General features: G+C 68.8%; 19 protein-coding genes. 7 read left to right on the top strand and 12 right to left on the bottom strand.

Annotation, left to right across the window (positions count from 1 at the left end; translation table 11 throughout):
- Complete coding sequence (locus ACOGI8_RS02220; protein WP_419855269.1) at positions 1–747, bottom strand: ABC transporter ATP-binding protein; 747 nt, start codon at positions 745–747, stop codon at positions 1–3.
- A gap of 181 nt (positions 748–928) precedes the next feature.
- Here ACOGI8_RS02220 and ACOGI8_RS02215 point away from each other — a divergent pair, with 181 nt between their 5' ends.
- Both ACOGI8_RS02215 and ACOGI8_RS02210 read left to right on the top strand, forming a co-directional pair.
- A complete protein-coding gene (locus ACOGI8_RS02215) occupies positions 929–4,159 on the top strand; it encodes a type ISP restriction/modification enzyme (RefSeq protein WP_419855268.1) in 3,231 nt (1,076 codons plus the stop codon).
- Between the two features lie 137 nt (positions 4,160–4,296).
- Positions 4,297–5,259: a hypothetical protein gene (locus ACOGI8_RS02210; protein WP_419855267.1), complete on the top strand. Its 963-nt coding sequence runs from the start codon at positions 4,297–4,299 to the stop codon at positions 5,257–5,259.
- A gap of 823 nt (positions 5,260–6,082) precedes the next feature.
- On the opposite strand, the gene ACOGI8_RS02205 is transcribed toward ACOGI8_RS02210, so the two are convergent.
- Positions 6,083–6,442 (bottom strand): DUF5615 family PIN-like protein, encoded by a 360-nt coding sequence (locus tag ACOGI8_RS02205; protein ID WP_419855266.1) that lies wholly within the window; start codon positions 6,440–6,442, stop codon positions 6,083–6,085.
- 70 nt (positions 6,443–6,512) lie between these two features.
- Between ACOGI8_RS02205 and ACOGI8_RS02200 the strand changes: the two genes are divergently transcribed.
- Complete coding sequence (locus ACOGI8_RS02200) at positions 6,513–6,785, top strand: hypothetical protein (protein WP_419855265.1); 273 nt, start codon at positions 6,513–6,515, stop codon at positions 6,783–6,785.
- A gap of 196 nt (positions 6,786–6,981) precedes the next feature.
- On the opposite strand, the gene ACOGI8_RS02195 is transcribed toward ACOGI8_RS02200, so the two are convergent.
- From ACOGI8_RS02195 to hemE, 6 genes are all read right to left on the bottom strand, one after another.
- Complete coding sequence (locus ACOGI8_RS02195; protein WP_419856353.1) at positions 6,982–11,961, bottom strand: Lhr family helicase; 4,980 nt, start codon at positions 11,959–11,961, stop codon at positions 6,982–6,984.
- Positions 11,962–12,054: 93 nt separating this feature from the next.
- Complete coding sequence (locus ACOGI8_RS02190) at positions 12,055–12,258, bottom strand: CDGSH iron-sulfur domain-containing protein (protein WP_419855264.1); 204 nt, start codon at positions 12,256–12,258, stop codon at positions 12,055–12,057.
- A complete protein-coding gene (locus ACOGI8_RS02185; protein WP_419855263.1) occupies positions 12,251–14,608 on the bottom strand; it encodes a HelD family protein in 2,358 nt (785 codons plus the stop codon). Before ACOGI8_RS02185 ends, ACOGI8_RS02190 begins: the two co-directional genes overlap by 8 nt.
- A gap of 49 nt (positions 14,609–14,657) precedes the next feature.
- The gene (lnt, locus tag ACOGI8_RS02180) at positions 14,658–16,109 is read right to left on the bottom strand and encodes an apolipoprotein N-acyltransferase (RefSeq protein ID WP_419855262.1); all 1,452 of its coding nucleotides are present in this window, start codon (positions 16,107–16,109) and stop codon (positions 14,658–14,660) included.
- The gene (hemG, locus tag ACOGI8_RS02175; RefSeq protein WP_419855261.1) at positions 16,106–17,800 is read right to left on the bottom strand and encodes a protoporphyrinogen oxidase; all 1,695 of its coding nucleotides are present in this window, start codon (positions 17,798–17,800) and stop codon (positions 16,106–16,108) included. Before hemG ends, lnt begins: the two co-directional genes overlap by 4 nt.
- Before the next feature lie 51 nt (positions 17,801–17,851).
- Entirely contained in the window at positions 17,852–18,958 is a 1,107-nt protein-coding gene (gene hemE, locus ACOGI8_RS02170; protein ID WP_419855260.1) for a uroporphyrinogen decarboxylase, read from the bottom strand.
- A 171-nt stretch (positions 18,959–19,129) separates the two neighbouring features.
- Between hemE and ACOGI8_RS02165 the strand changes: the two genes are divergently transcribed.
- Genes ACOGI8_RS02165 through ACOGI8_RS02155 form a run of 3 tightly spaced genes read left to right on the top strand, consistent with a single transcriptional unit; the run spans position 19,130 to position 22,375 of the window.
- Positions 19,130–20,479: a glycosyltransferase family 4 protein gene (locus ACOGI8_RS02165; protein WP_419855259.1), complete on the top strand. Its 1,350-nt coding sequence runs from the start codon at positions 19,130–19,132 to the stop codon at positions 20,477–20,479.
- Positions 20,479–21,261, top strand: a complete 783-nt coding sequence (locus tag ACOGI8_RS02160; protein WP_419855258.1) for a class I SAM-dependent methyltransferase — start codon at positions 20,479–20,481, stop codon at positions 21,259–21,261. The genes ACOGI8_RS02165 and ACOGI8_RS02160 overlap by 1 nt, the downstream gene beginning before the upstream one ends.
- Positions 21,251–22,375 (top strand): prenyltransferase, encoded by a 1,125-nt coding sequence (locus ACOGI8_RS02155; RefSeq protein ID WP_419856437.1) that lies wholly within the window; start codon positions 21,251–21,253, stop codon positions 22,373–22,375. The genes ACOGI8_RS02160 and ACOGI8_RS02155 overlap by 11 nt, the downstream gene beginning before the upstream one ends.
- A 92-nt stretch (positions 22,376–22,467) precedes the next feature.
- Here the strand turns inward: ACOGI8_RS02155 and ACOGI8_RS02150 are convergent, their stop codons facing one another.
- From ACOGI8_RS02150 to ACOGI8_RS02135, 4 genes are all read right to left on the bottom strand, one after another.
- Positions 22,468–23,088 (bottom strand): class I SAM-dependent methyltransferase, encoded by a 621-nt coding sequence (locus ACOGI8_RS02150; RefSeq protein ID WP_419855257.1) that lies wholly within the window; start codon positions 23,086–23,088, stop codon positions 22,468–22,470.
- Positions 23,085–23,516, bottom strand: a complete 432-nt coding sequence (locus tag ACOGI8_RS02145) for a GtrA family protein (protein WP_419855256.1) — start codon at positions 23,514–23,516, stop codon at positions 23,085–23,087. The genes ACOGI8_RS02150 and ACOGI8_RS02145 overlap by 4 nt, the downstream gene beginning before the upstream one ends.
- Positions 23,517–23,617: 101 nt before the next feature.
- Positions 23,618–24,121 (bottom strand): DoxX family protein, encoded by a 504-nt coding sequence (locus ACOGI8_RS02140; RefSeq protein ID WP_419855255.1) that lies wholly within the window; start codon positions 24,119–24,121, stop codon positions 23,618–23,620.
- Between the two features lie 54 nt (positions 24,122–24,175).
- Positions 24,176–24,667: a GNAT family N-acetyltransferase gene (locus tag ACOGI8_RS02135; RefSeq protein ID WP_419855254.1), complete on the bottom strand. Its 492-nt coding sequence runs from the start codon at positions 24,665–24,667 to the stop codon at positions 24,176–24,178.
- A 79-nt stretch (positions 24,668–24,746) separates the two neighbouring features.
- Between ACOGI8_RS02135 and ACOGI8_RS02130 the strand changes: the two genes are divergently transcribed.
- A complete protein-coding gene (locus ACOGI8_RS02130; RefSeq protein ID WP_419855253.1) occupies positions 24,747–25,610 on the top strand; it encodes a PAC2 family protein in 864 nt (287 codons plus the stop codon).
- The last annotated feature ends 114 nt before the right edge of the window (positions 25,611–25,724 follow it).

The following is a 25,724-nucleotide window of genomic DNA, read 5'->3' as shown; positions in this document are numbered from 1 at the left end:
TCAAGCGCCGAGCTGGTTCATGTGTGCGCGAATGCGCTCGGGTGTGGGGTCGGCGAGCTCGTCAACGATCTTGCCGTCCACCAGGAACACCACCCGGTCGGCGTATGACGCTGCGACCGCGTCGTGGGTCACCATCACGATGGTCTGACCCATCTCGTCCACGGCGTTGCGCATGAAGCCCAGGATCTCCGCGCCCGTGTTGAGATCGACATTGCCGGTGGGCTCGTCGGCGAAGATCACCTGCGGCTGGCCGGCCAGCGCCCGTGCCACCGCCACGCGCTGCTGCTGGCCGCCCGACAGCTCGCTGGGCCGGTGCTTGAGGCGGTCGGCCAGGCCGGTGGCGCTGACCACCTCGTCGACCCAGTCGGAATCGCCCGCGCTGCCGGCCAGATCCATCGGCAGCATGATGTTCTCGATGGCGGTCAGGGTGGGGACCAGGTTGAACGCCTGGAACACGAACCCCACGTTGTCGCGGCGCAGCAGCGTGAGATCGCGTTCGGAGAGCGTCGACAGATCGACCTCGCCGATCAGCACCTGCCCCTCGGTCACCCGGTCGAGCCCTGCCATGCAGTGCATGAGGGTGGACTTCCCTGATCCCGACGGACCCATGATCGCGGTGAACTGGCCTTGCTCGAACGTGACGTCGATGGCGTCGAGTGCGCGAACCGCAGTGTCGCCCGAGCCGTAGATCTTGGTGGCGGCGACGCCTCTCGCCGCTGCATGCGTGGGTGGAGCCGCGACAGACATGAAGCCTCCCGGAGAGGTTGCAGACCAGCGCGCAACTCTACGCACGCCGACCTGCTGCCCATGTTCAGGTTTTTCTCAGGTTCGCAGCGTGGGACCCCGGTAGCCGGGGGTGGTCGCAGTGAGGTTGTGACACCCTGAGGTGAGACTCGCGCCATCCACCCGCGAGGCCGAGGAGTGCTCTGTGTCGATTACCGAATACCGCAGGTCCATTCGTGCAACACGCGGGACAGAGCAGGCGACTGAGCACAGCTATCGGCCGGCGCTGCAGAAGCTGCTGCAGACTCTCGGTGGCAGTGATGTCGAGGCGATCAACGAACCGACACGAGCGAAGTACGGCGCCCCTGACTTCATCGTCGAGCGACGGCAAGTTCCCATCGGCCACGTCGAGTGCAAGGGCATCGGCACGAGTCTCGACGCCGAGGCAGACAGCGAGCAGCTCAAGCGTTACCGCAAGGCGCTTCCCAATCTCATTCTCACCGACTACTTGGAGTTCCGTTGGTACGTCGACGGTGAACTGCGGGCCGAAGCGAGACTCGGACGATTCGACAGCACGGGACGCCTGACAGTTGCAACCAACGGTGAGGAGTCAGTGCGTGAGCTGCTCGTCGAGTTCTTCAACGCCCAAGTCCCCGTCGTCGGGGACCCAGAGGACTTGGCTCGGCGCATGGCCTCCAAGACGAGACTGCTGCGCGGCACCATCGAACAGGTCCTGACTGAGGATGTCGACGGTGCCCCCGCACTCGCGGGGCTGCTCGCGAGCTACCGAGAGGTGCTAATCAACAACCTGAGCGTCGGTGACTTCGCCGACTTGCAGGCGCAAACGGCTGCGTACGGTCTCTTTGCCGCAAGATGCCTGCACTCTGGACCGGCCAGTGCCTTCAACCGCCAATCGGCAGTCTTCGCTGACACCACGCCCTTCTTGCGGGATGTCTTCATCCAAATCGCCGGGCCTAGTGCCGACAGCCGCATCGCCTGGATCATTGACGATTTAGCGTTCCTGCTCGCCCGGGCCGACATGGCGGCCGTATTGGAAGGCTTCGGAGAGGCCACACGGCAGGAAGACCCGATCGTCCACTTCTACGAGGACTTCCTCGCCGCGTACGACCCGCACCTGAAAGAGCTGCGCGGCGTCTACTACACACCAGAACCGGTCGTGTCCTACATCGTGCGCAGCGTCGATCGGGTGCTGCGTGACAAGTTTGGGCTGACGGACGGTCTCGCTGATACGACCACCGTGGACATCACCACGGACGAGGGGCGCACACGCGCGCTCCCGCGAGTGCTGGTCCTCGATCCAGCCGCAGGCACCGGCACGTTCCTGCGCGAGGTCGTGTCGCATATCCGCAATGACTTGGCGAAGCGGGGGCTCGCCGGGGCATGGGGCTCGTACGTGCCTGAGCAGTTGCTGCCCCGCTTGTTCGGCTTCGAACTGTTGATGGCGGCCTACACGATCTGCCACCTCAAGCTCGCCATGGAGATCAGCGGCGATGCGGACCAGTACACGCTGCCTAGCGACGAGCGCTTGGCCGTCTTTCTGACCAACACTCTTGCTGAAGCCCACGAAGACGCCAGCGGCCCGATGTTCGCCACGGAAATCGTCCGCGAGGCTCAGGAGGCCGACGCCGTCAAGCGTGACCACCCAGTCATGGTGGTGATCGGTAACCCGCCCTACTCCGGCCACTCGGCCAACAAGGGGAAGTGGATCAGCGACTTGCTGCGCGGTCGCATCGCCGACGACCCGCACAGTTACTTCAGCGTGGACGGCGAGCCCCTTGACGAACGCAACCCGAAGTGGCTCAACGACGATTACGTGAAGTTCATCCGGTTCGCGCAGTGGCGCATCAACCAGACCGGCGAGGGCGCACTTGGCTTCGTGACGAATCACAGCTATCTCGACAATCCCACGTTCCGTGGGATGCGGCAGTCGCTGCTGGAAACGTTCGACGAGATCTGGTTGCTCGATTTGCACGGAAACTCGAAGCGAAAGGAACGCTCTCCCGACGGAAGCCAGGATCAGAACGTCTTCGACATCCAGCAAGGCGTCGCGATCGGCATCTTCGTCAAGACCGGCAGTGACAGCGACGGCTATGCGACGGTCCGACACGCGGACCTGTGGGGAGACCGGGGCGACACAGAGACAGGCAAGTATGCATGGCTCGCCGAACACGACATCGACAGCACGCGGTGGCAAGAGGTCGCGCCTCGAGCACCCGACTACTTCTTCGTGCCACGCGACTACGCCCTGCTCGCCGAGTATGAGGCCGGTTGGAAGCTCCCGGACATCGCACCGGTGAACTCAGTCGGGATTGTCACAGCGCGGGACAAGATTGCCATCCAGTGGTCGGATGCCGACATGCGGCGTGTCGCCGTCGACTTCGTGGACCTCCCGGAAACCGTTGCTCGCGAGAAATACAACCTCGGCCGCGACTCGCAGGACTGGACGGTTGCGGCAGCGCAAGAGGACATCAGGACCCACGACGACGCGCGCCAGCACATCAAGTCGGTTCTCTATCGGCCGTTCGACACGAGGTCGACCTACTTCACCGGCACAGCGGGAGGGTTCATCTGCCGACCACGGACGGACGTCATGCGCCACATGCTGGCTGGCTCCAACCTCGGATTGTGTGTCGGTCGCGCGGGAAGCGTGATCGGCTCTGAGGATTGGGATATTGCAACAGTGACGGCTGCACCGACGGACTTCAATCTCTTCCGGCGGGGTGGAAACTGCTTGTTCCCGCTGTACCGCTACCCGGCAGACGGCGATGCGCTGAATCTGGGCGTCGCCGGCCGATCTCCGAATCTGGCTCCCGAGTTTGTCGATGCCGTCGCCGAGCGCACCGCACTGCAATTCGTCCCGGATGGGCACGGAGACCTCGAATCAGCCTTCGGTCCCGAAGATGTCTTGCACTACATCTACGCGGTGCTCCACAGCCCGCAGTACCGGCGCAGGTACGCCGATTTCATCCAATCGGACTTTCCGCGCATTCCAGTGCCGGCCGACCATGTCCAGTTCGTGCAGCTCGCTCAGATGGGTTCCCGTCTCACGTCGCTGCACCTGATGACGACCTACAGCGACGAGCTGCCCGCATTCGACGTTGAGGGGTCCGGCTCGGTCGGGAAGGTCCGCTACAGCGAGCCTTCCCGCGACACGCCCGGTCGTGTCTGGATCAACCGCGACCAACACTTCGAAGGCGTCTCGCCCGAGACATGGCATTTCACCATCGGCGGCTACCAGCCAGCGAAGAAGTGGCTCCAAGACCGCAAAGGACGCGTCCTCGACTTCAAGGACATCCAGACCTACCAGCGCATCTGCGCCGCCCTCGCCGAAACGCCACGCCTCATGCAGCAGATCGACGACATCATCGAAGCCCATGGCGGCTGGCCCCTCAACTCACCAAGGCACCCGGCCTAGCGGTTCGTCGGACAGTCCCGCTCTCGGACGGAACAATCACCGTCATCGGGACACCCGCCCACGATGAACTGCTGGTGTCGGTGACCGACGAGATGCGGGTGCTGGTAGAGCTTGTCGTCTAGGCGCAGGAGGACGGCGTGCCGAAGATGGACTTCAAGCGGGATCTTGGGTGCGAGATCGTCCGCTACTTCGACGAGCGCTCGATCAGCTTTGAACGGGAACAGTCTTCGGATACTCCATGGCTCCTGGAACGGTACTTCCGCCTCCGCTTGAAGGAGATCGCTCCCCGACCGCGCAGAGTGCACCATTCGACTGAACTGCGAGCCAAGCTGGGGGCAGTAGAAGAGCGCTATCGCCTGCCGTTCACGGAGATTGAGCAGCGCTTCGAGATCGGGAGTGATGTCTCGGAGTTTCAGAGCAGGCTTGCGTCGAACGTCAGCGTTCCTGACGCGATGTTGAACGACCTGGGTTTGCACCACCTCCATCTCGGCGCGAAGCGATCTCCGGATGCCAAGCGAGTCGAGCGATCCGACATGCTGCTGCTCGTCATGGTGTGTCCCGATGATGCGTACTTCGTCGACATCCGACCGCATCCCCAATCAAGCGATCCCGACGACTACGGCTGGTCCCAGCAGGAGTACTTGCGACTGATCGACCGCAACTGGAGCCACCTGCTGGACCCCTACGAACTTCGAGGCGTGACCGGAAGCTCGATCCCTGACAGCGGACGGCGAGCCCTCCAGCAAAAGAACGCCAACGTCGCGACACAGATCGGCGACAGGGCGATCGCTCCGCCTGGGGGCGGCATGACATCGAGCGGCGCGAACCTGACCCATGTGTGGATGGCGATGAAAGTGCTCTGGCAATTGGAGCAACTGGAGGGCGCCATCCACGCAGACTGGGAAGGACAACACCAGACGTTTCAGCGAGCGGGGTTGGACGCCGGTCTTGACACCGAACTGCACTTGGTCCCGATCAAGGGAGCGACACTGCCCGAGATTCTTGTAGGACCATTCACCGGCGGGTTGCTGCTGAGCGGCTGGACGATCCAGATCGCCGATACCGGAACGCGGCTGGAATGGGGTCTGCAGTGGGCTTGACCGTGGGTTGCCCATGTACGCAGACCGATAATCGGCCGTCGCTCTCAGCCTGCGCAAATCTCCTGAAGGACGACGGCTGACGGTTCTGTTGCGCCTCGCTTCAGCTCCATACGACGGTCACCCATCGTGCGGTACCGCACTGCGGGCGTGCCATTCCGATGTCGAGAGGGAAGTGCTCGCATCGTCGACCACTCCTGATGTACACCACCACGGCCGGTTACACAAAAAATGGGCCCTACAGCGCCGTATCCCCGGGTGCGGGGTCAAGGCTGTAGCCACCTGTGCCACCGGGCGATGCAACCCGTCACAGCCTCGGCCGTGCGGGGCTTGAAGGGCCGTCGACCCTCAAGCGTCCTGACCGCGCCCAGGTACGTCTTCACGCGGTCACGATTGCGTTCAGCGGGGTCGTGGCCATTGTCGAGACACCACAGCACGTAACGCCCAACGCGCCGCAAGTAGGCGGTTCTGTCATCCGATGTGGCAGCGGACGCTTCCACGCGTGGTGCCCATATGCCAAGCCGTCCGCGGTTCTCATCCCACCAAGATTGACGAGCCACTCGCCGGACGCTACCTGTGCATTCTGTGTGGCACGGCGGCGGGGCCGTTTCCAATCGGAGTCAAGGCGAGGGTCGCCAAGGCCAAGAGGGATAGCTGCAGCAGGCTTCAGACCCGTGTTGGGCGTGCTCGCGCTTCGTGAGCTCCGCTTCCGCGTCGTCCAGCATCGATCGAGCGCCTAGCCGTGCCGCGAACTCGTCGTGCAGTTCGGATAGCGGCCGCAAGCCGAGTTCACGACGACGCCAGAACCAACCCATGCCGCTGTTGCCTACTCCGTATCCGACAGGTAGTGCGCGCCGAGATAGGGCTCGGGATTGTCGACAGACCAGCGGTGCAGTGCTCTCGCCAAGCTGTTCGGCATCGCTCCGCCGCGGCTGAGCCGAGTCTTGCGCACTACGACTACCGGAACCACGGCATCGCCGGCGGCAAACGCCTGCTTCAGGATGCGCTCAAAGTCGTCCTCGTCTTCGGTCACCACGACTCGCGCTTGTTCGACCGCAGTTGCGTACACGCTGTCATCAGGAGCGGCTCGCAAATCGATGTCGACAACGCTCACGGCATCGTGACCTCGCGCATTGAGAGCATCGACGGCGGCACGGGGCAACATCTCGTCAAGCAGCCACCTCATTGCCGGATCAGAGGCTCGGGCCGGAATACCTGTCCCGCGTCCGCTTGGGGCGGGGTTGACTCATCTGTTGATGCGCAGCGTCTCGCTCGCGTTCGGCAATCATCTCTCCGATGCGCACGGCGGCAGCGCGGTTATCGGAGATCTTTGCTTCGATCTCGGTCGGGTATGCCTCGTAGAACTGCACGGCAAGTCTGACCTGTCGAGTGCACAGATCGGCCTCTTCGCAGACTGTCTCGACGGGGTCGTGTTCGCCCCGTGGCACTTCACGCAACGCTCGAATGATCTGCCATACGTCTGGGCCATCGGCCAAGCTGGCTCGGCGCCCCGACGGCCCGTCCGGTAGACAATTCCCGGAAACCGGCGGGCCTTCAGGCCCTCGTCGATGAGCGAGGCAGCCAGAACTGGAGGCGGCTGGTCACTGGCTTCGCCCTCGGCGCGCAGACGCTCAGCAAGATCCTGAGATATCGGAAGAGACACAACCTCTGCCACGACCCCAAGCGTAGGCGTCCGCTTCACGCGGCATCCAGCAGTTTTTGTGTTCAAGGGCGAAGGGTGGGGCCCCGGTATCCGGCGGTGAAGCCGTGCTCGATCAGTGCGTCGTGGATCGGATGCTCGGCTGCGGGGCCGGCGTCGATGCGGGCCAGCTCGACCTTGGCGAGCCGGCCGTCGGCGAGTGCCTGGCGCAGCGCGCCGACCCAGCGCAGGTCGGCTGCGGCGTGCTCGAAGGTGTGCAGGGTGCGCCCGCCGCGGTCCAGCGCGACGAGCGGGGTGCCGTCGGCCAGCACCACGTGCGCGCCGGCAGTTCGGCTGGGCCGGCCGTCGCTGGCCGGCCAGCCCAGCGCGGCGCCGTACGGCTGGGCTGGGTCGGCCGCGCCGAGCACCACTACCTCGTCTGAGCTCTCGCGGTAATCGCGGAGGCGCTCGACTGCTGCGGCGGTGGCGAACTGTGCCGCGCCGAGGCCCTCCACGAAGTGTCCACGCCGCACGCTGCCCCGTTCCTCGAGCGCGCGCAGGATGCCGTATGCCGCTGCGAAGCCGCCCGGATGGCCCTCGGCCAGCACGCCGGGACGGGTGACGATGCCGTGCCGCTCCAGCAGCGCTTGCGCGCCGCCGTGCGCACGCTCGGTGGGTGGCGGCGCCGGTTCGCGCAGCGGCGAGGTCAGCGACCAGCGCCCCGCCGCGCTCGGCGGCCCGCCGCTGCGCAGGCGGCCGGGGCGTCGGCGGGCCGGACCCGAACGGGTGAGCACGCCCGACCGGCCTCGGCGCGCTCCCTGTCGGGCGCCTGCGGCTCGGCCGGCGCCGGAAGACTTGCTTCGGCCGCTGCGGCGCGGGCCGAGCGCTCGCAGCGGGGCAAGCGTGTCGTTGGTGACCAGCCCTGCCCACACCAAGTCCCACAACGCAGTCAGCACCCGCTCGGACAGGCCTGAGAGGTCGGCCTGCCCATCGCTGTCGGTAGTGGCGGCGTGGGCGGCGCTGAGCAGATCGGGCCAGAAGGCCGCTCCGTGCTCGCCCAGGTGAGCGAGCACTGCCGCTGCCACCGGGTCGTCGGGCTCGTCGTCAGTTGGCGGTGCCAAGGTGGCGATTTCGTCGCGCCAGTAGAGACGGATGCGGCCGTCGTTGGGGCCGAGCGATCCCGCACCGATCCACACCAACTCGCCGCTCGCCAGCAGTGCATCCAGGTCGGCACTGCTGTAGCGCGCGACGCGCGCCGGCAGCACATCGGTCTCGAGGATCGAGGCGGCCACGGGCGCACCAGCGAGCTGCGTGATGGCATCGGCGAGCGCATCGGCGCCCCGTCGCGGCCAGTCGATGCTGTGCCACGCCGTCAGGAAGCGGGCATACGCCTCAGGCGGCACCGGCTCCACCTCGCGGCGCAGCCGTGCCAGCGAGCGTCTTCGCACGGTTCGCAGCACCGACGTGTCGCACCATTCGGTGCTGGTGCCGTCGGGCCGGAACGCTCCCCGGGTGACCCGCTTGGCGGTTTCCAGCCGGTTGAGCGCCGCAGTCACGCGCACGATTGCGATGCCCAGCCGCTCGGCAACGGCGTCGGCCTCGAACGGCACATGAGTAGATGCGAAGCGGGCCACCAGCTCGTCGAGCGGATCGGTACCCGGCGTCAGCACGTCGACGGTCAGCGCAGCGGGCAGACCCACGGGCAAAGCACACCCCAGCGCATCCCGGTACCGGGCGGCGTCCTCCACCGCCACATACCGGGTCTCGCCCGCCACCCGCAGCTCAACGGCACGACGTTCGGCCACCAGCTCAGCCAGCCAGTCCTCCCCCGGCGCACTCGGCTCGCAGCGGTGCATGACCTCCAGCGCGGTGAGGTCGCCGACCCGGCTCAGGACGTCGGCGAGCTCGTCTGCGCTGCGAGCCCGGCGTCCGTCGGCCAACCGCTGCAGCTCCAGCTCGAGCGTGGCGAGCACCTCCGCATCGAGCAGCTCGCGCAGCTCCTCGGCGCCGAGCAGATCGGCCAGCAGGTCGCGGTCGAGCGCCAGGGCAGCGGCCCGGCGTTCGGCCAGCGGCGCGTCGCCGCCGTACATGAACACCGAGATCCAGTCGAACAGCAGGCTCTGCGCCATCGGCGAGGCACCGTCGGTGTCGACAGTGACCATGCGGATCTTGCGCGACCGGATGTCGGACAGCACCTCCGCCAGCGCCGGCACATCGAACACTTCCTGCAGGCATTCCCGGGAGGTTTCCAACAGCATCGGGAAGCTCGGGTACTTCGCCGCCACCTCCAGCAACCCGGCAGAGCGCTGGCGCTGCTGCCACAGCGGCACGCGCTCGCCGGGCCGGCGGCGAGGCAGCAGCAGCGCCCGGCCCGCGACTTCCCGGAAGCGCGAGGCGAACAGGGCCGTCGAGGGCAGGTGACTCACGATGGCGTCGCGCACCTCGTCGGGGTCGAGCGCCAAGTCGGTCGCATCCAGCACCGGAGCGCCGCTGGTGCCCGGCGAATCCCACGCCGATCCGTTGCCGGCCGCACCGTCGGGCTCGTCGGGCGACCAGACATCGGGCAGCCGCAGCACGATGCCGTCGTCGCTCCACAGCAGCTCAACGCCGCCCATGCCGTTGACGTCCCCGCTGCCGCCTGCTTGCTCGGCGAGCTTGGCCTGCAGGGCGATGCCCCACGGCGCATGCACCCGGGCGCCGAACGGGGTGAGGATGCAGATGCGCCAATCGCCGATCTCGTCGCGAAAGCGCTCCACCACGATTGTGCGGTCGTCGGGCACCGCGCCGGTCGCCGCCCGCTGCGCGTCGAGGTAGCGCAGCACGTTGACCGCGGCCGAGCGATCGAGGCAGTTCTCGCGCTGCAGCTGTTCGACGAGCTGAGCGGTCGGCTCTGCGGCTTTGGAAGCTCGACGAGGCGGCGCCACACCGCCGCTTGTCTCCGATGACGGCTGGCTTGCCGGATCCACGTCGCCGCGCCGGGCTGCGACGGCAGCGCGCTCCGCTTCGGCGTCGAGCTGCATCAGGTGGGACTCAAGATCGGCCGGCAGCGCGTCGCCGATCGTGCGGATGAACGCCCCGACTGCCCTGCCCAGCTCCAGCGGCCGGCCGGGCCCGTCGCCGTGCCAGAACGGCATCTTGCCCGGCTCGCCCGGCGCGGGGGTCACCACGACACGGTCGAAGGTGATCTCGGCGATCCGCCAGGTCGACGCTCCCAGCAGGAACGTCTCGCCCACCCGCGCCTCGTACACCATCTCCTCGTCGAGCTCGCCCACACGCGACCCGTCGGTGGTGAACACTGCGTAGAGGCCCCGGTCGGGAATCGTCCCGGCGTTGGTCACCGCCAAGCGGCCTGCACCCTGGCGAGCCCGCAGCATCCCGGTAGTGCGGTCCCACACGACGCGCGGCCGCAGCTCGCGGAACTCCTCGGACGGGTAGCGGCCCGCCAGCAAGTCGAGCACCGAGCTGAACACCTCCTCGCTGAGCTGCTCGTAGGGCGCGGCCCGCCGGATGACAGCCAGCAAGTCGGGCACCGGCCAGTCGTCGACCGCGACCATGGCCACCACCTGCTGGGCCAGCACGTCGAGCGGCTGGCGCGGGAAGCGGATCGACTCGATCTCGCCGGTGCCCATGCGCTGCGCCACCACCGCCGCCTCGACCAGGTCGCCCCGGTGGCGGGGGAAGATCTTGCCGACGCTCGGCTCGCCCACCTGGTGCCCGGCCCGCCCGATGCGCTGCATGCCTGCGGCCACCGACGGGGGCGAGGCCACCTGCACCACCAGGTCGACCGCGCCCATGTCGATGCCCAACTCCAATGACGAGGTGGCCACGATGGCGCGCACCCGGCCCGCCTTGAGATCGTCCTCGATTCCGAGGCGCTGCTCGCGGCTGAGCGAGCCATGATGCGCCCGCACCAGCTCGGCACCCTCCGGCGGCGAGGTGCCCTCGGCTTCAGCGGCCCGGTTGAGCCCCTCCAGATGCAGCTCGTTCAGCCGGGTGGCCAGCCGCTCGGCCAGCCGGCGCGCATTGGTGAAGATGATGGTGGAGCGGTGCGCGTAGACCAGCTCCAGCAAGCGCGGATGAATCGCCGGCCAGATGCTGTTGGAGTGCGTCTGCGCCGCGGGCGGGGCCGGCTGGGTTTGCGTGTCTGGGGACACCGTCTCGATCGGCGCTTGCGGCGGCGCTGCGTCTGATGGCGCCACCGCGAGCGGCGCAGTGTCCGATGGCGCCACCGCGAGCGGCGGCGCGTAGTCGTCGTCATGATCCACACGCACGGCGCCGTTGGGAGCGGCGCCGGCACTGGCCGCGGCCAAGTCGCCCATGTCGGAGACGCCGACGATGACCTCCACGTCGAGCTGCTTGGTCATGCCGGCATCGGTGATCTCGACATGTCGCGACGCCGGCTGGTCGGGATCGGTGCCGCCGAGGAACCGGGCCACCTCCGACAGCGGCCGCTGCGTGGCCGACAGCCCGATCCGCTGCGGCGGCTCGCCGGTCAGTTCGCACAGCCGCTCCAGCGATAGCGCTAGATGCGTGCCCCGCTTGGTGGCTGCCACCGAGTGGATCTCGTCGACGATCACCCACCGCACCCACCGCAGCGTCTCGCGCGCTTGCGACGTCAGCATCAGGTAGAGCGACTCCGGCGTGGTAATGGCAATGTCGGGCGGTCGCGTGACCAGCCGCCGGCGTTCAGCAGCGCTGGTGTCGCCGGTGCGCACCCCCACCGTCGGCATATGCACGTCGACGCCCAACCGCTCCGCGGCCAGGCTGATGCCGGCCAGCGGCGCACGCAGGTTCTTGTCGACGTCGACGGCGAGCGCCCGCAGCGGCGACAGGTACAGCACCCGGGTGCGCTCCGCACGCGCCGGCTCGGGCTCGCTCATCACCCGGTCGATCGCCCACAAGAACGCGGCCAGCGTCTTGCCGGACCCAGTAGGGGCGGCAATCAAACAATGCCGCCCCGCAGAAATGCTCTCCCACCCAGAAACCTGGCACTCAGTAGGAGCAGCAAAAGTAGAAGCAAACCACTCCGCCGTCGGCGCGGTAAACGACCCCAATGCCGGGTGCATCCGACCCGCAATGTCGCCCTCAGAGGCAGAACCAGCCATCCAAGGCCATTACTACAACCCCGGTGTCACACCCGCCTTCGCAGCGGGCGCGTCCTAGCTGGGCGGGTTCAGCGTGCCGTCGAACCCCTGGTTATGACTGCCATCACACATCGGCTTGGTATTCGAGTCACCACACCGACAAAGCGCAACAACCGCATCGCCGTCAGACAGCGTGTTCCCTTCGTGGTCCGATACCTGGCACGGACCACGCACCAGCAGCGGTCCATTGTCCAGCACTGTCACCGTGACATCAGCCATGCGAATCTCCCGAGCTCGCCTCTGCCGCAGCGGCGTGAGCGGCAGTGCGGCCAGTGTTGCACGCCCCAGCGCGGTCTGACGCAGCAGCCGAACGGAGCGGTTCAGGCAACGGCCGCGACGACACCACCGCAACCCGCTTGGTGGCGCGGGTCAGCGCCACGTACAGCGCCCGCAGGCCTTGCGGTTCCTCGTCGACCATCGCGGCCGGCTCCACCACCACCACGCCGTCGGTTTCCAGCCCCTTGCACAGCCGCACCGGCGCCAGGGTCACATGCGGATGCAGCGCTCCGGTGGCGTTGCGGCTCGCAGCGGTGGCGCGGCCGAAGTCGACGCCGGCGGCGCCAAGCAGCTCGGCGATGTCATCCATGTACTCGGCCGGTGACACCACCAGCATGCTCCCGCCGTCCAGCTCAGCCGCCTCGGTGATCACCGTGTCGAGCACAGCCTGGGCTAACAGGGAGCGCTCAGATACGAACTCTCCCGTTGGCGAACCTGTTATCTCCCGCTCTTGTTCGCTGCGCTCACGGGCCGCTCGGGCCACGGCTTCGCCTGAAGGCTCAGCCTCTGGACCATCGGGCGCTGTCACGAAACGGGGCGGCGAGCCGTCGATTCGCACCGCGGCGGGCGGTGCCAGGCCGGGCGCCGCCGCGGCCAGCACCTCGTTGGCCAGCTCGAGGCTGGGCTGGGGAATCCGGTAGCTCAGCGTGAGCTCGGACAGCCGTGGCGCCACCGGCCCCGACGGCAGGTGAGCCAGAATCTCGTGCCAGCTCGACGGCGCATGCGCGGAGGTGGCCTGGGCGATGTCGCCGACCAGCGTCATCGAGCCGTTGAGCGACCGCCGGGCGATCATCCGCAGCGCCATCGGCGGCTGGTCCTGGCATTCGTCCACCACGATGTGGCCGTAGGTGCGCATCTCGGTGTCGCTGCGGCGCTTGCGCGAGCGCGACCGGGGCCCCAGCACGGCGTAGGCCTCGTCGAGCACGGGCACGTCGGCGTCGCTCCACTCGTAATCGGCTTCGCTGTCGCCCCGGGGGCGGTACAGCTGCTCGGTTTCGGCATCGGCCAGCGCCTCGCCGGCCGCCGACCGCAGCAGCGCACGCGAGCCGTAGAGGTCGCGCAGCAGCTGTGCTGGGGTCAGCAGCGGCCACATGCGCTCGAACGCCTCCATCACCTCGGGATGGCGGGAGAACCGTTCGCGCAGCTTTCCGGGGTCGGGGCGGCGGCGATGCGAGGCCGACATGGCCGCATAGACCGCCTGCTCGACGTACGCCCGGCCCGCATTGTGATGGCGGAAACGGCGGCGGGCCTCAGCCACGATGGCCCTTGACGTGCTCGCCGCCAGCGTGACGTAGCCCAAGCCGAACTCGAGACGCAGATCGCTGCGCAGCGGGCGCTGCCGGTCGCGCACGGCGTTCGTCACCACCTGCGACATGCGCACATCGCCCTTGATGCGCGCCACGTCGGGCGTATCGGCCAGGCGCACCCGCACGTCGGGAAAGATCTCGTTGAACAGGTCGGCCAGCACGAACAGGTGCACGCCCGCTTCGCCCAGGCTGGGCAGCACCCGTTCCACGTAGCGCAGGAAGAGCCGGTTGGGCCCCACCACCAGCACGCCTTGGCCGGCCAGGGGGAACCGGTACGTGTACAGCAGGTAGGCGGCGCGGTGCAGCGCCACGATGGTCTTGCCGGTGCCGGGACCGCCCTGGGTGACCAGGATGCCCTTGCGCGGGCTGCGGATGATCTCGTCCTGCTCGGCCTGGATGGTCGACACGACTTGGCGGAGCTGGCCGTCGCGGCGCTGCTCGAGCGCGGCGTACAGCGCTCCGTGGGCGTTCAGCCGCGGGCCGTTGCCGCCGTTGGCACTGGCGTCGAGCGCATCGAGGTCGAAGATCTCGTCTTCGAGGTCGGCGAGGACGCGGCCGCGGCACACGAAGTGGCGACGGCGCAGCAGCCCCAGCGGGTTGCCGCCGGTAGCACGGAAGAACGGCTCCGCGATCGGCGCTCGCCAGTCCACCACCACCGGCTCCTGCCGCTCGTCGGCAACTGCAAGCCTGCCGATATAGAACGTCTCGCTGGGACCCGTGGCGTCGGGCACTTGCGCATCGGCGCTCGTCTTGGCCGAGCGGTCGATGCGGCCGAACACCAGCGACGACGAGCCGAGCTCGAGTTGGCTCAGGCGCCCTGCCACGGCGTCTTCGATGACGTCGCGCTCGAAGCGAGCCTGCCGGGTGCCGCCACGACCCACTTCGACCATGTCGCGCAGCCGCGTCGCCCGCTGCCGGGACGACTCCAGCAGCGCGTACGCGCGGTCGATATGAGCTTGTTCTGCCTGGATTTCCGGATGGCTCACGCTTGGCTCGTCACCGCTTTTGAGGCTGATCAAGGCTACTCGCGGCTCGTCATCCCTCCGCGCGGCTTTTCTGTTTGCGGACTGGCGAAACGCACCAGGCGAGCACCACGGCCGCTGCCAGGATCAGCGGCCACGAACCCAGCACCAGCGCGGGCGTCGATCCTGATCGAAGCTCCGCATCCCCGGCCAGCACGACGGATTCGCGCAGCTCGCTGCGGTGGGTGACCTCGCCGCCGGGCGACACGATGGCGCTGTAGCCGGTGGTGGACGCCTGCAGCACCCAGCGCCCGGTCTCGACCGCCCGCAGCCGGGCGCTGGCGAGCGACTGGGAGGGCACCACCGAGGTGCTGTACGACGACGCCAGGGTGGGGTTCGCGACGATGCGGCCTCCCGCCCGGACCGCGTCGCGCACGAGGTCGCTGAAATACACCTCGAACGACGTGACGACGGCGATGTCGCCCAGCGCGGTCGACAGCACGCCGGGACCCTCGCCGGCGATTGCTTCGCGCGAGATCAGCGACAGGTCGGCGAACGGCTCCACCACGCTGCGCAGCGGCACGTACTCGCCGAAGGGCACCAGGTGGGCTTTGTCGTAGCGGTCTGCCAGCCCGGACTGGGGATTGATGGCGACCGTGGCGTTGCGGAAACGTTGATCATCCGCGCGCTCGTAGAAGTTGGCTATCAGGACCGTGTCGCGCGTTTGGGCCAGTTCCGAAATCTCGGCGAGCTGCGGCGAGTCTTCCAGCGGTTCGTCGGCCGAATTGCTGCTCTCGCTCCACACCACGAGATCGGCGCCGCCCTGCCAGGCGTTGGTGGTGTCGAGGTGTCGCAGGCGCACGCTGCGCTGCGGTGTGTCGACGTTGGTGCCCAGTTCGCCGCCGGCCTGCACGACGGCCGCCGTGACGGTGGCATCGACTGTGGTGGCGGGCCACGCCAGTGCCGCAATGGGCGCGGCGATGGCCACCACGGCCGGCCAGGAGACGGCGCACCATTCGCGCGCGCAGAGCCGCTCGACGATGACGGCCCCCACGCCGACGAGCGCAATCACCCCCAGCGCACCCGCAAGCACTGCGGTGCTCAGCCACGGCCCGCCGGCCTGCCCCAGTGCCAGGTTCGACATAGGCACGCCGCCGAAGGGCACCTGCCAGCGCACGGCTTCGCCGAGCACCAATGCTGCGGGCACCCCCAGGGCACGCCATCGGCCGCCAGCCGGAACCAGCGACAGCGGCAGCGCCATGATCAGCGTCTCGACCGGCACGGCCGCGATCCATCCCGGCACGGTCAGCTCAGTCATCCAGAAGAGCCCGAGCAGGTAGGCGCCCAACCAGAAGGCGGCGGCGACCTCGAGCCGGTCACGCCAGCGCTCGGCGCCGCGGTTGCAGAAACGCAGCCAGAGGCCGAGTCCGACCGGACCGAGCGGCCACAGCCCCCACGGCGGCAGCGACAGCATGGTGAGTGCTCCGAGCACGAGCGCAAGGCCGTCGCGCAGCAGCCTGTTCACAGTGAGTTGGCGGCCTGGCTCAAGCCGAGGTGCTGCACGACGGCTGCTGCCGCTTCGTTGCCCTGGCGGATGCATGCGGGGATGCCGAGACCCCGGTAGGCCGCACCGGTCACGAACACGCCAGGCATCTCGCGTGCCAGCGCCTCCTCGATCCGGTCGACGAGACGACCGTGGCCGGGCCGGTACTGCGGCAGCGACTGCGGCCAGCGCGAGACCCGCCTCTCGGTCACGGCACCGGCATCGCTCAAGCCGCGCAGAGACGAAAGCTGCGACAGCTCTGCGAGCACCGTGTCGCGCAGCTCGGCATCGTCGAGGCGCGTATGACGGTCATCGTCGTCGCGGCCCACCGACACCCGCAGCACGACGTTGGGGCGGCCGCTGGGGCTGCCGCCGTCGCCGACAGCGCCGCCAGCGGAATGAGGAGCGCCCTCGCCGACAGGGTGCCGGCGGTCGTCGTGCTCACCGCTGCCGGACCACGCCGGCCACTTCGCCGACCCGTAGCTGCAGGCCGTCGTGAGCCAGCCAGTGTCTCGGGTGACCAGGAAACCGGCCTCAGCCGGCGCCTCGATGGCGTCGGCGCGCACGCTGAGCGTCACCACTGCGACCGACGCGTACTCGATGAGTGCCATCCGCGCCGCAGCGGCGGGCGCGCCGGGCAGCATTCGCGCTGCCGCGTGGGCGGGCGCAGCGACGATGACGGCATCTGCGTCGAGCACCTCCGACCCGGTGTGCACGGCGAAGCGCGTGCCAGGGCGCCGGATTGCCTCCACCGGTGTGCCCAGCCGCAAGATGCATCCGTCCAGCCGCTCCGTCAGCGCCTGGACCAGCCGGCCCATCCCAACAGCGAAGCTGCCGAAGATCGGCGCCGGTGCGGACCCGTCTGCGGCGGGCGTCGGCTGCATCCGGCGCAGTCCCCGCATCAGCGAACGGTTGCGCTCCAGCGCCTGGCCGAGGATCGGTGCCGACGTTGCGGCGTCGAGCCGGCTGATGTCGCCTGCGCTGATGCTGCCGAGCAGCGGGTCGACCACCTGCGACGCCACTGCCGCACCCAGCCGGGCGCGCACGATGTCGCCCACGCTGGCGGCGCCGGGTCGAACGCGCACGGCGTCTTCGTCGCCCGATGTCACAGCGTCGCCAGAGGTCACCGTGCCACGAGCACCGGGCCGCACACGCACGGAGCGAGGCGCGCTGGAAGCAGCGGCAGCTGCGTCCCGCCGGTCGATTGCATCGCGGCGCAACCGGCGTGCAGTGAACCGGCGCGGCAGCACGTAGTCGGCCACCGCCCGCAGCTTGCCTGCCGGACCCAGCAGAGGGGAGCGGATGAGCGGACCCAGACGGGTGGGCACGCCGCCCACGAGCCCATCGGGAAGGGAGGTGAGCTGCGGGCCATCCCCACCCGCATGCACCACCGAAGCACCGCCGACTGCCGGCGAGATGCGCTCGGCCGAGATGCCCAGCTCCTCGCACAGCTCTGTCGCCCACGGCACCCGCAGCAGGAACGCATCGGCGCCCTCGTCCACCAGCCGTCCTTCGAACGGTGTCGAGAGGATCTTGCCGCCCAGACGCTCGGCGCTGTCGATCAGCACCACACGGGGCACCTCGGCCCCCGCGTCGGCAGGGTGCAGCAAGCGGTATGCGGCAGTCAGCCCGGCGATGCCGCCGCCGACCACAACAACCCGCTGAGTTGTCATGCCTACAGGTCACCACGACTGCGGGGTGCCACGATGCAGGCCACCGCTCGCTCAGTCGGGCTGTTTGGGCAGCGGCCGCCGGTACGCGTGCACATAGTCGGTCAGCCGTTCGAGCACCGCGGGGTCGGTCTCGGGCAGCACGCCGTGGCCCAGGTTGAAGATGTAGCCGCTCTCGGTCGTGCCTGCGGCCAAGATGCGGTCGGCGGCGGGGCGCACGGCATCCCATCCCGCCACGCACAGGGCCGGGTCGAGGTTGCCCTGCAGCGCGACGCCGGGCCCGACCCGCTCGCGAGCCGCCTCCAGCGGAACCCGCCAGTCCACGCCCACCACGTCGGCGCCCACCTGCGCCATCTGGTCGAGCAGCTCCCCGGTGCCCACGCCGAAGTGCGCCCGGGGCACGCCCAGGTCGGCCAGTTCGTCGAAGACCCGCTTGCTGTGAGGCGCCACGAACGCCGCGTAGTCGGCGGGCGAGAGCGTGCCCGCCCACGAGTCGAACAGCTGCACGGCGCTGGCGCCTGCCAGCACCTGCGACCGCATCGAGGCCACGGCGATGGACGCCAGCCGTTCCATGAGGTCGTGCCACAGCGCCGTGTCGGTGTACATGAGCGACTTGGTCCGCAGGTGCTGGCGGGAAGGTGCACCTTCGACCAGGTAGCTCGCCACCGTGAACGGCGCCCCGGCGAAGCCGACGAGTGGCACGTCGAGCTCGGCCGCCAGCAGTCGGACGGTGTCGAGCACGTACGGGGTGTGCGCCTCGGCGTCAAGCTCCGGCAGCCGATCCAGATCGGTGCGGCTGCGCAGCGGCTGTCCGGCCACCGGCCCCACGCCGGGCACCACGTCGATCCCGAAGCCGATTGCGGCGGCCGGCACCACGATGTCGGAGAACAGCACGGCCGCATCGACCCCGTAGCGGCGCACCGGCTGCAGCGTGATCTCGGCGGCAGTGGCCGGATCGGCGATGGCGTCGAGAATGCTGCCCTGCCCTCGCAGCGCCCGGTATTCGGGCAGCGAACGCCCGGCCTGACGCTGGAACCACACCGGCACCTGCTCGGTGCGCCGGCAACGGGCGGCCCGCAGGTACAGGCTGTCGCCCAGCCGGTGAATCGGATGATTCGCCGGCAGCGGACCAGCCGGTGCCGCGGCAGTTGACTCAGCCATGCGCTGCGAACGGTACCGGCACCAGGTCGGGATGCTCCGCTGCCGAGCGGGCGCCCGGTTCGCGTCGGCAGGCTGGCAAGTAGCCTCACGCGACCTTGACGAGCTCGCCCGCTCGATCCGGCTCTGCCGGGCCGGTGCCTGCCGGGTTCTCGCTTTCCGACGGAGGCTGCGATGGACCCCGACACCGGGCCGGCAGACATGCAGCCCGTCGACGAGCCGGCTGACAGCGGGCCGCCGTTGCGCATCGCACTGCTGACCTACCGCGGCCATCCCTGGGTCGGCGGCCAAGGCATCTATGTGCGCCACCTGGCACGTGAGCTGTCGTCGCTGGGCCACAGCGTCGAGGTGTTCAGCGGGCCGCCTTACCCGCACCTCGACCCGGGCATCAAGCTCACTGAGCTGCCCAGCCTCGACCTGTACCGCATGCCCGACCCGTTCCGGGTGCCCAAGCTGGCCGAGTTCCGGTCGCCGATCGACGTGCTGGAGTGGCTCATCACCTGCACGGCCTCGTTCGCCGAGCCGCTGACGTTCAGCCTGCGAGCGTTCCGGGCGCTGCGCAGCCGGCTCGACGACTTCGACCTGGTGCACGACAACCAATGCCTCGGCTACGGCATCGACTGGCTGCGGCGGGCCGGCATGCCCACGCTCGGCACCATCCACCACCCGATCACGGTGGACCGGCGGCTCGAGATCGCCCACGCGCCGAACCGCGGCAAGCGCCTCGCCATGCGGCGCTTCTATGCCTTCACCCGCATGCAGAACCGGGTGGCGCGGCGTCTCGACCGGATCGTGACCGTGTCCACCAACAGCTTCGACGACATCGTCACCGACCTCGGCGTGGATCCCGCCCGCCTGAATATCGTGACGGTCGGCGTCGATCCGGCCCAGTTCCGGCCCCTGCCGCAGGTGATGCCGGTGCCGGGCCGGCTCATGACCACCGCCAGCGCCGACGTGGCCATGAAGGGCCTCGCCTACCTGCTCGAAGCGCTGGCCAAGCTGCGCACCGAGGACCCATCGCTGCACCTCGTGGTGATCGGGCGTCCCAAGGACGACTCAGCGGCGAGCCGGCTCATCGATCAGCTCGACCTGGCCGGCAGCGTCGAGTTCGTGAGCGGCGTGCCCGACCAGCGCATCGTGGAGCTCTACAACGAGGCGCAGCTGGCGGTGGTGCCGTCGCTGTATGAGGGCTTCTCGCTGCCTGCCGTCGAAGCGATGTCGTGCGGCGTGCCGCTGGTGGCGACTACCGGGGGCGCTCTGCCCGAGGTCACCGGCGCCGACGGCGAGACCTGCCTGCAGGTGCCGCCTGGCGACTCCGAGGCGCTGGCGGCACGCATCGGGTGGGCGCTCGCTCAGCCCGATCTGCGGGCAACCGTGGGAGCGGCTGGACGGGCGCGGGTGGCAGCGAACTACTCGTGGGCAGCCACGGCCCGCAAGACCGTCGAGCAATACCGTGCGCTGCTGGCAGACACTCCAGCGCCGCCGCCGGGCGGGCGCGACTTCCGGGTGCTTGCCGAGCGCTGATGCTCACCGTCGACTACGAGCGTCTCGGCGCCGTTCGCGGCGACCGGGTGCTGGACCTGGGCTGCGGCGCGGGGCGTCACGCCTTCGAGAGCGCTCGGCGCGGCTGCGTCACCGTGGCGTCGGATCGTGATCCCGACGAGCTGCGCGCCGTCACCGACATGTTCGCTGCCATGGACGACGCCGGCGAGATCGACTCGCCGGCCGACCAGCAACTCGGCCATGCAGTCGTGGCCGATGCCACCGCATTGCCGTACCCCGACGCCAGCTTCGACCGGATCATCGCCGCGGAAGTGCTCGAGCACATCGTCGACGACGGGCGGGCCATCGCCGAACTGGCACGGGTGCTGCGGCCCGGCGGCACGATCGCCGTGACGGTTCCGGCGCAAGCCGCTGAACGGGTCTGCTGGGCGCTGTCGGCCGACTACCACGCACCCGCAGTGCCCGACGGCCATGTGCGCATCTACCGCTCCGGAGAACTGCGGGCGAAGCTGGCAGCGGCCGGGCTGTATGTCTCCGACAGTCACGGCGCGCACGGCCTGCACACGCCCTACTGGTGGCTGCGCTGCCTGGTCGGGCCGCGCAACGACCAGCATCCGCTGGTGCGGGCCTACCACCGGCTGCTGGTGCGGGACATGACCGAGGCGCCGCCGCTGACCCGCACGCTCGACCGAATGCTCAACGCCGTGCTGCCCAAATCGACCGTGCTGTACGCCTACAAGGCCCGTGCCCATGCGACGGTTCAGTCGCTCGCCGAACCAGTGGGAGCCGCGCATGCAGCCTGAGTTCGCGCCCTCGGAGTTCGCGGCGGCGGCCGACGTTGGACCGGACGTGCAGCCCCGGCTCGCCGCGGCTCCCGACGCCGGACGTGCTCGCCAGACGCAGACAGTCGAGCAGGCCGCGCCCCTGCTGACGGGCGCGGAGGTCGCAGCCACGGCCGACGCCATCGAGGCCTGCCAGCAGCCCGACGGTCTCATCCTGTGGTTCGACGGCGGGCATGCCGATCCGTGGAATCACGTTGAGTCAGCCATGGCGCTCGCGTCGGCGGGACGCCGCCGGGCGGCCGAGCGCGCGTACGAGTGGCTGCAGGCGCACCAGCACGAGGCAGGAAGCTGGCACAACTACTACACCGCACTCGGCATCAAGGACTTCAAGGTCGACACCAACTGCTGCGCCTACGTCGCGGTGGGCGTCTGGCATCACTGGCTCGCCACCGGCGACCGGGGCTTCGTGGAGGCGATGTGGCCGACCGTGGCACGGGCGCTCGACTTCGTGGTGAGCCTGCGCACCGCCAGCGGGCACATCCCCTGGGCGGTGCACGCCAATGGCACGCCGTGGCCGTATGCCCTGCTCACCGGCTCATCGTCGATCGTCCACTCGCTGCAATGCGGCCTCGCCCTGGCAGAGCTGACCGGTCACGAGCGCCCCGCATGGGCGCGCACCCTGGCCCGAACCACGCATCAGATCCGCCACCGGCCCGACGGCTTCGAGCCCAAGGACCGCTGGGCCATGGATTGGTACTACCCAGTGCTGTGCGGCGCCCTCGACGGGGCGCAGGCCCGTTCTCACCTCGCTGCAGGCGCACCCAAGTTTCTGTTGAGTCAAGGCGTGCGCTGCGTGGCCGACCAGTCCTGGGTGACCGCGGCGGAGACCTGCGAGTGCGCGCTCGCCTACCTGCGCACCGGCAACGCCGCCGCTGCCCGCCAGCTCGTCGAGGCCACATCTGCGATGCGCAATGACGACGGCAGCTACTACACCGGCTGGGTCGTGCCCAAGTCCCGGACCTTTCCCGACGCCGAGCGCACCAGCTACACCGCTGCGGCCGTGCTGCTGGCCACCGACGCGCTGGACCAGCGCACCGGGGCCGCCGGCGCACTCATCACGACGCCGGGCCGCTGACCGACCTGACCAAGGGCCGGAGTGCGTGGCCCGAGCGGCCCGTGAACAGAGCGAGCGGCAGCGGGAGACGAGATGCCTCGCGTCGTGAAGGCTCACCCGTCGACGGGTCTTTGCAGGACGCGCAGGCTGCCCTCGGCGGCGTGCTCGATGAAGCCGTCATCGAGGGCTCGCAGCCAGATCTCGTATGGCGGCCTGCCGCCGTCGCCGGGATCCGGGAACACGTCGTGGATGGCCAGCAGGCCGCCTGGCAGCAGCTTGGGCGACCACGCCTCATAGTCGGCGTGAGCGGACGCCTCGCCGTGGCCACCGTCGATGAAGACCAGCGCAGCGCTCGACCAGTGCGCCGCGACCGTGACCGAGTCGCCCACGATGGCCACGACGACCTCTTCGAGGCCGGCGTCGATGAGCGTTTGCCGCAGGATCGGCAGCGAATCCATGCGACCGGTGCTGGGGTCGACCAGCTCAGCGTCGTGATGCTCCCAGCCGGCCTGCATCTCTTCGGAACCACGGTGATGGTCAATGGTGAACAGCACCCCGCCAGACTCCGCCGCAGCAGCGCCCAGGTACACCGCCGACTTGCCGCAGTACGAGCCGATCTCCACCAGTGGTCCCTGCGAGGCCACCTCGGCAGCGGCCCGGTAAAGCGCCAAGCCCTCGTCGTGGGGCATGAATCCCTTCACCCGCTGGGCCAGCGCCGCCAGCTCGGAGTTCATGGCCCCTCAGAGGCTGAGCCGGCGGGGGCCTCGGGTCGGGCGAACAGCACCCGGTCGAGCAGGATGAACTTCCCCGCCCACAAGACCCCGAAGCCGATGAGGTTTGCCGCCGAGACGGCCACGGTCGACTGCCACCACCGGTCGGCCAGCGCCACCGCCAGCGATGAGATGCCGAGCCCGGCGAGGCTGTAAGCCCAGAACGGCAGGATCTCGCCGGCGAACGAGTGGCGGTCGGTGCGAGACCACACCCAGCGCCGGTTGGCGTAGTAGGCAGGCCCGGCGGCGACGCATACCGCCACCACGTTGGCCACGACCGCGGGCCAGCCCAGCACCGCATAGGCCGCCACCAGCACGGCCTGGGTCACCACCACCGTGCCGCCCGACACCGTGCTGTAGCCGACCAGCCGCCCGAAGAGCCCCCACCTCATAGCTCGCGCCTCATGACGACAATCTCACTACGGGGATCTCAGCTGCGCGGATCTCTGGACGCGAGGGGTTCTGGCGAGGTGTCGCAAGCGGAGCGGGGCGGTCACTGCTCCGCTGGAGCGTTCGGCCGGTAGAACGCGGCCAGCAGCAACAGCGTGGAGACCAGCCCGCCGGCGATGGCGACCAGGAACCAGACCGGTCCGCTCCAGTCGAGGCCGAGCGCGTTGTCGAGCGACCAGTCGCCGGGACCGGTGGCCGCCACGGCCGCCGCCGCCACTGCCAGCACGAACACGTACTCCCAGCCCTCACGGATGATGAAGAAGCCGTTCTTGCGGTGGCCGACCCACCCGGCGGTGGTCATCACGCCGATGAAGGCCATCGCACTGAGGGGCGTCAGCAGACCGAGCGCGAGTCCGATGCCGGCGCCGATCTCGGTAAGGGCGGCGAGGTAGGCGTGCAGCAGTCCGGGGCGCAGGCCTTCGGCGGCGAACCAATTCCCGACGCCGCGGATGCCGCCGCGGAACTTGGCGATGCCATGGAGCGCCAGCGTGACGCCGACGATCACTCGCAGGACGAACAGGCCCAAGTTGATGCTGTCTGGATCCATGGTTCTGGGGCCTCCTCAAGATGGTGCGGCGAGACGCTCGCGCCCAAACCGTACTTACAGGTCGAGTCGGTAGACGTTGGTGTTCCGCTGGTTGAAACCGAGCCGGGCATACAGGCGGTTGGCGGCCTCCCGGTCGGGTCGCGAGGTCAGGTCGACCGTGCGGGCGCCTGCTTGCCGGGCGATCTCGATGGCGTGCCGGTTGAGCGCAGCACCTATGCCGCGGCCTCGTGCCGATTCGTCCACCACGACGTCTTCGATCCACGCCCGCAAACCGCTGGCCAGCGGGAAGAGCACAAGGATCATCGCGCCCACCATCTCGCCGGGTTCGGAGTGCGGCGCCTCGCCGGGAGCAGTGCGGGCGATCAGCACCGTGTTGGCGGGGTGACCGACGATGCGTTCCAGCGCTGCAGCATCAGGCGGCGGCGAACTCGACAGCTGCGGGTGCAGCCGCGCGAACGCGCCGACCAACGCATCGTCGACAACGTCGCACACGTCAATGCGAACACCAGCGTCCGAGATCGCGGGCACCGCGGCGGGTTCAGCCACGATCCGCATCGTACGACTGCAAGGTCGCCGCGGGTCGTTCAGGGCCGTCTCACAACAGGGTGCCGCTAGCCTCGCCGACGTGGGCCATCTTGAGTGGTTGGAGCGACCCGAACCCGGCAAGGACACCATCCTCATTGCAGCGTTCTCGGGCTGGAACGACGCCGGCGATGCGGCTACCGAGTCCGCCAAGTACCTGCGCCGGCGCTTCCGCTGCCATCCAGTAGCCCACATCGACCCCGAGTACTTCTACGACTTCGCCTCGGTGCGGCCCAGCGTGCAGGTTGTCGAGGGCGAGCGGAAGATCGACTGGCCCACGCCCGATGTGCGCATCGGCGAGGTCGACAACGGCCGGCCGGTGGTGACCGTGCTCGGCGTGGAGCCCCGCCTGCGCTGGCGCACCTTCTGCGACGTGATCATCGAGATGGCCGAATCGCTGGGCGTCTCCACGGTGGTCACGCTGGGCGCGCTGCTCACCGACACCCACCACAACGCACCGGTCAACGTAGTGGGCGCCTCCAACAACGCCGCCCTCAACCTGAACATGGGCCTGCGCCAGTCCACCTACGAGGGCCCCACGGGGATCATCGGCGTGCTGAACGATGCCTGCCACCGGGCCGGCTTCGACAGCGTGTCGTTCTGGGCCACCGTGCCCACCTACGTGCACAACTATCCGTCGCCGAAAGCCGCCCTGGCGCTGGCCGAGCGGGTGGGGCAGTTCCTGGGCGTGACGCTCGGCGAGTCAGAGCTGCACAGCGCCGCCGCCAACTACGGCCGCCAGATCGACGAGCTGGTCGCCGGCGACGAAACGCTGGCCCAGTACGCGCAGCAGATCCTCGAGGAATCCGCCGCCGAAGCCGTGGAGGACTTCAGCGAGATGGTCGAGAACCCCGACGGCCTCATCGACGAGCTGGAGCAGTTCCTGCGTCAGCAGGAACCAGACTGATCAGCAGCGCAGCACCCCCGCGAACCCACGAGATGAAGATCTCTGCCAACTGCGCACGGGGGTGCTGCGTCACTTCGGACTGTAACCGGGTGCTGCGGCAACCGGCAAGGGAAT

Origin of the sequence: Candidatus Poriferisodalis sp., from assembly GCF_965204195.1 — a bacterium.
Classification (GTDB): domain Bacteria; phylum Actinomycetota; class Acidimicrobiia; order Acidimicrobiales; family Poriferisodalaceae; genus Poriferisodalis.
The sequence above is the reverse complement of the archived record's forward strand: the minus strand, read 5'-3'. Positions and strand labels throughout refer to the sequence as shown.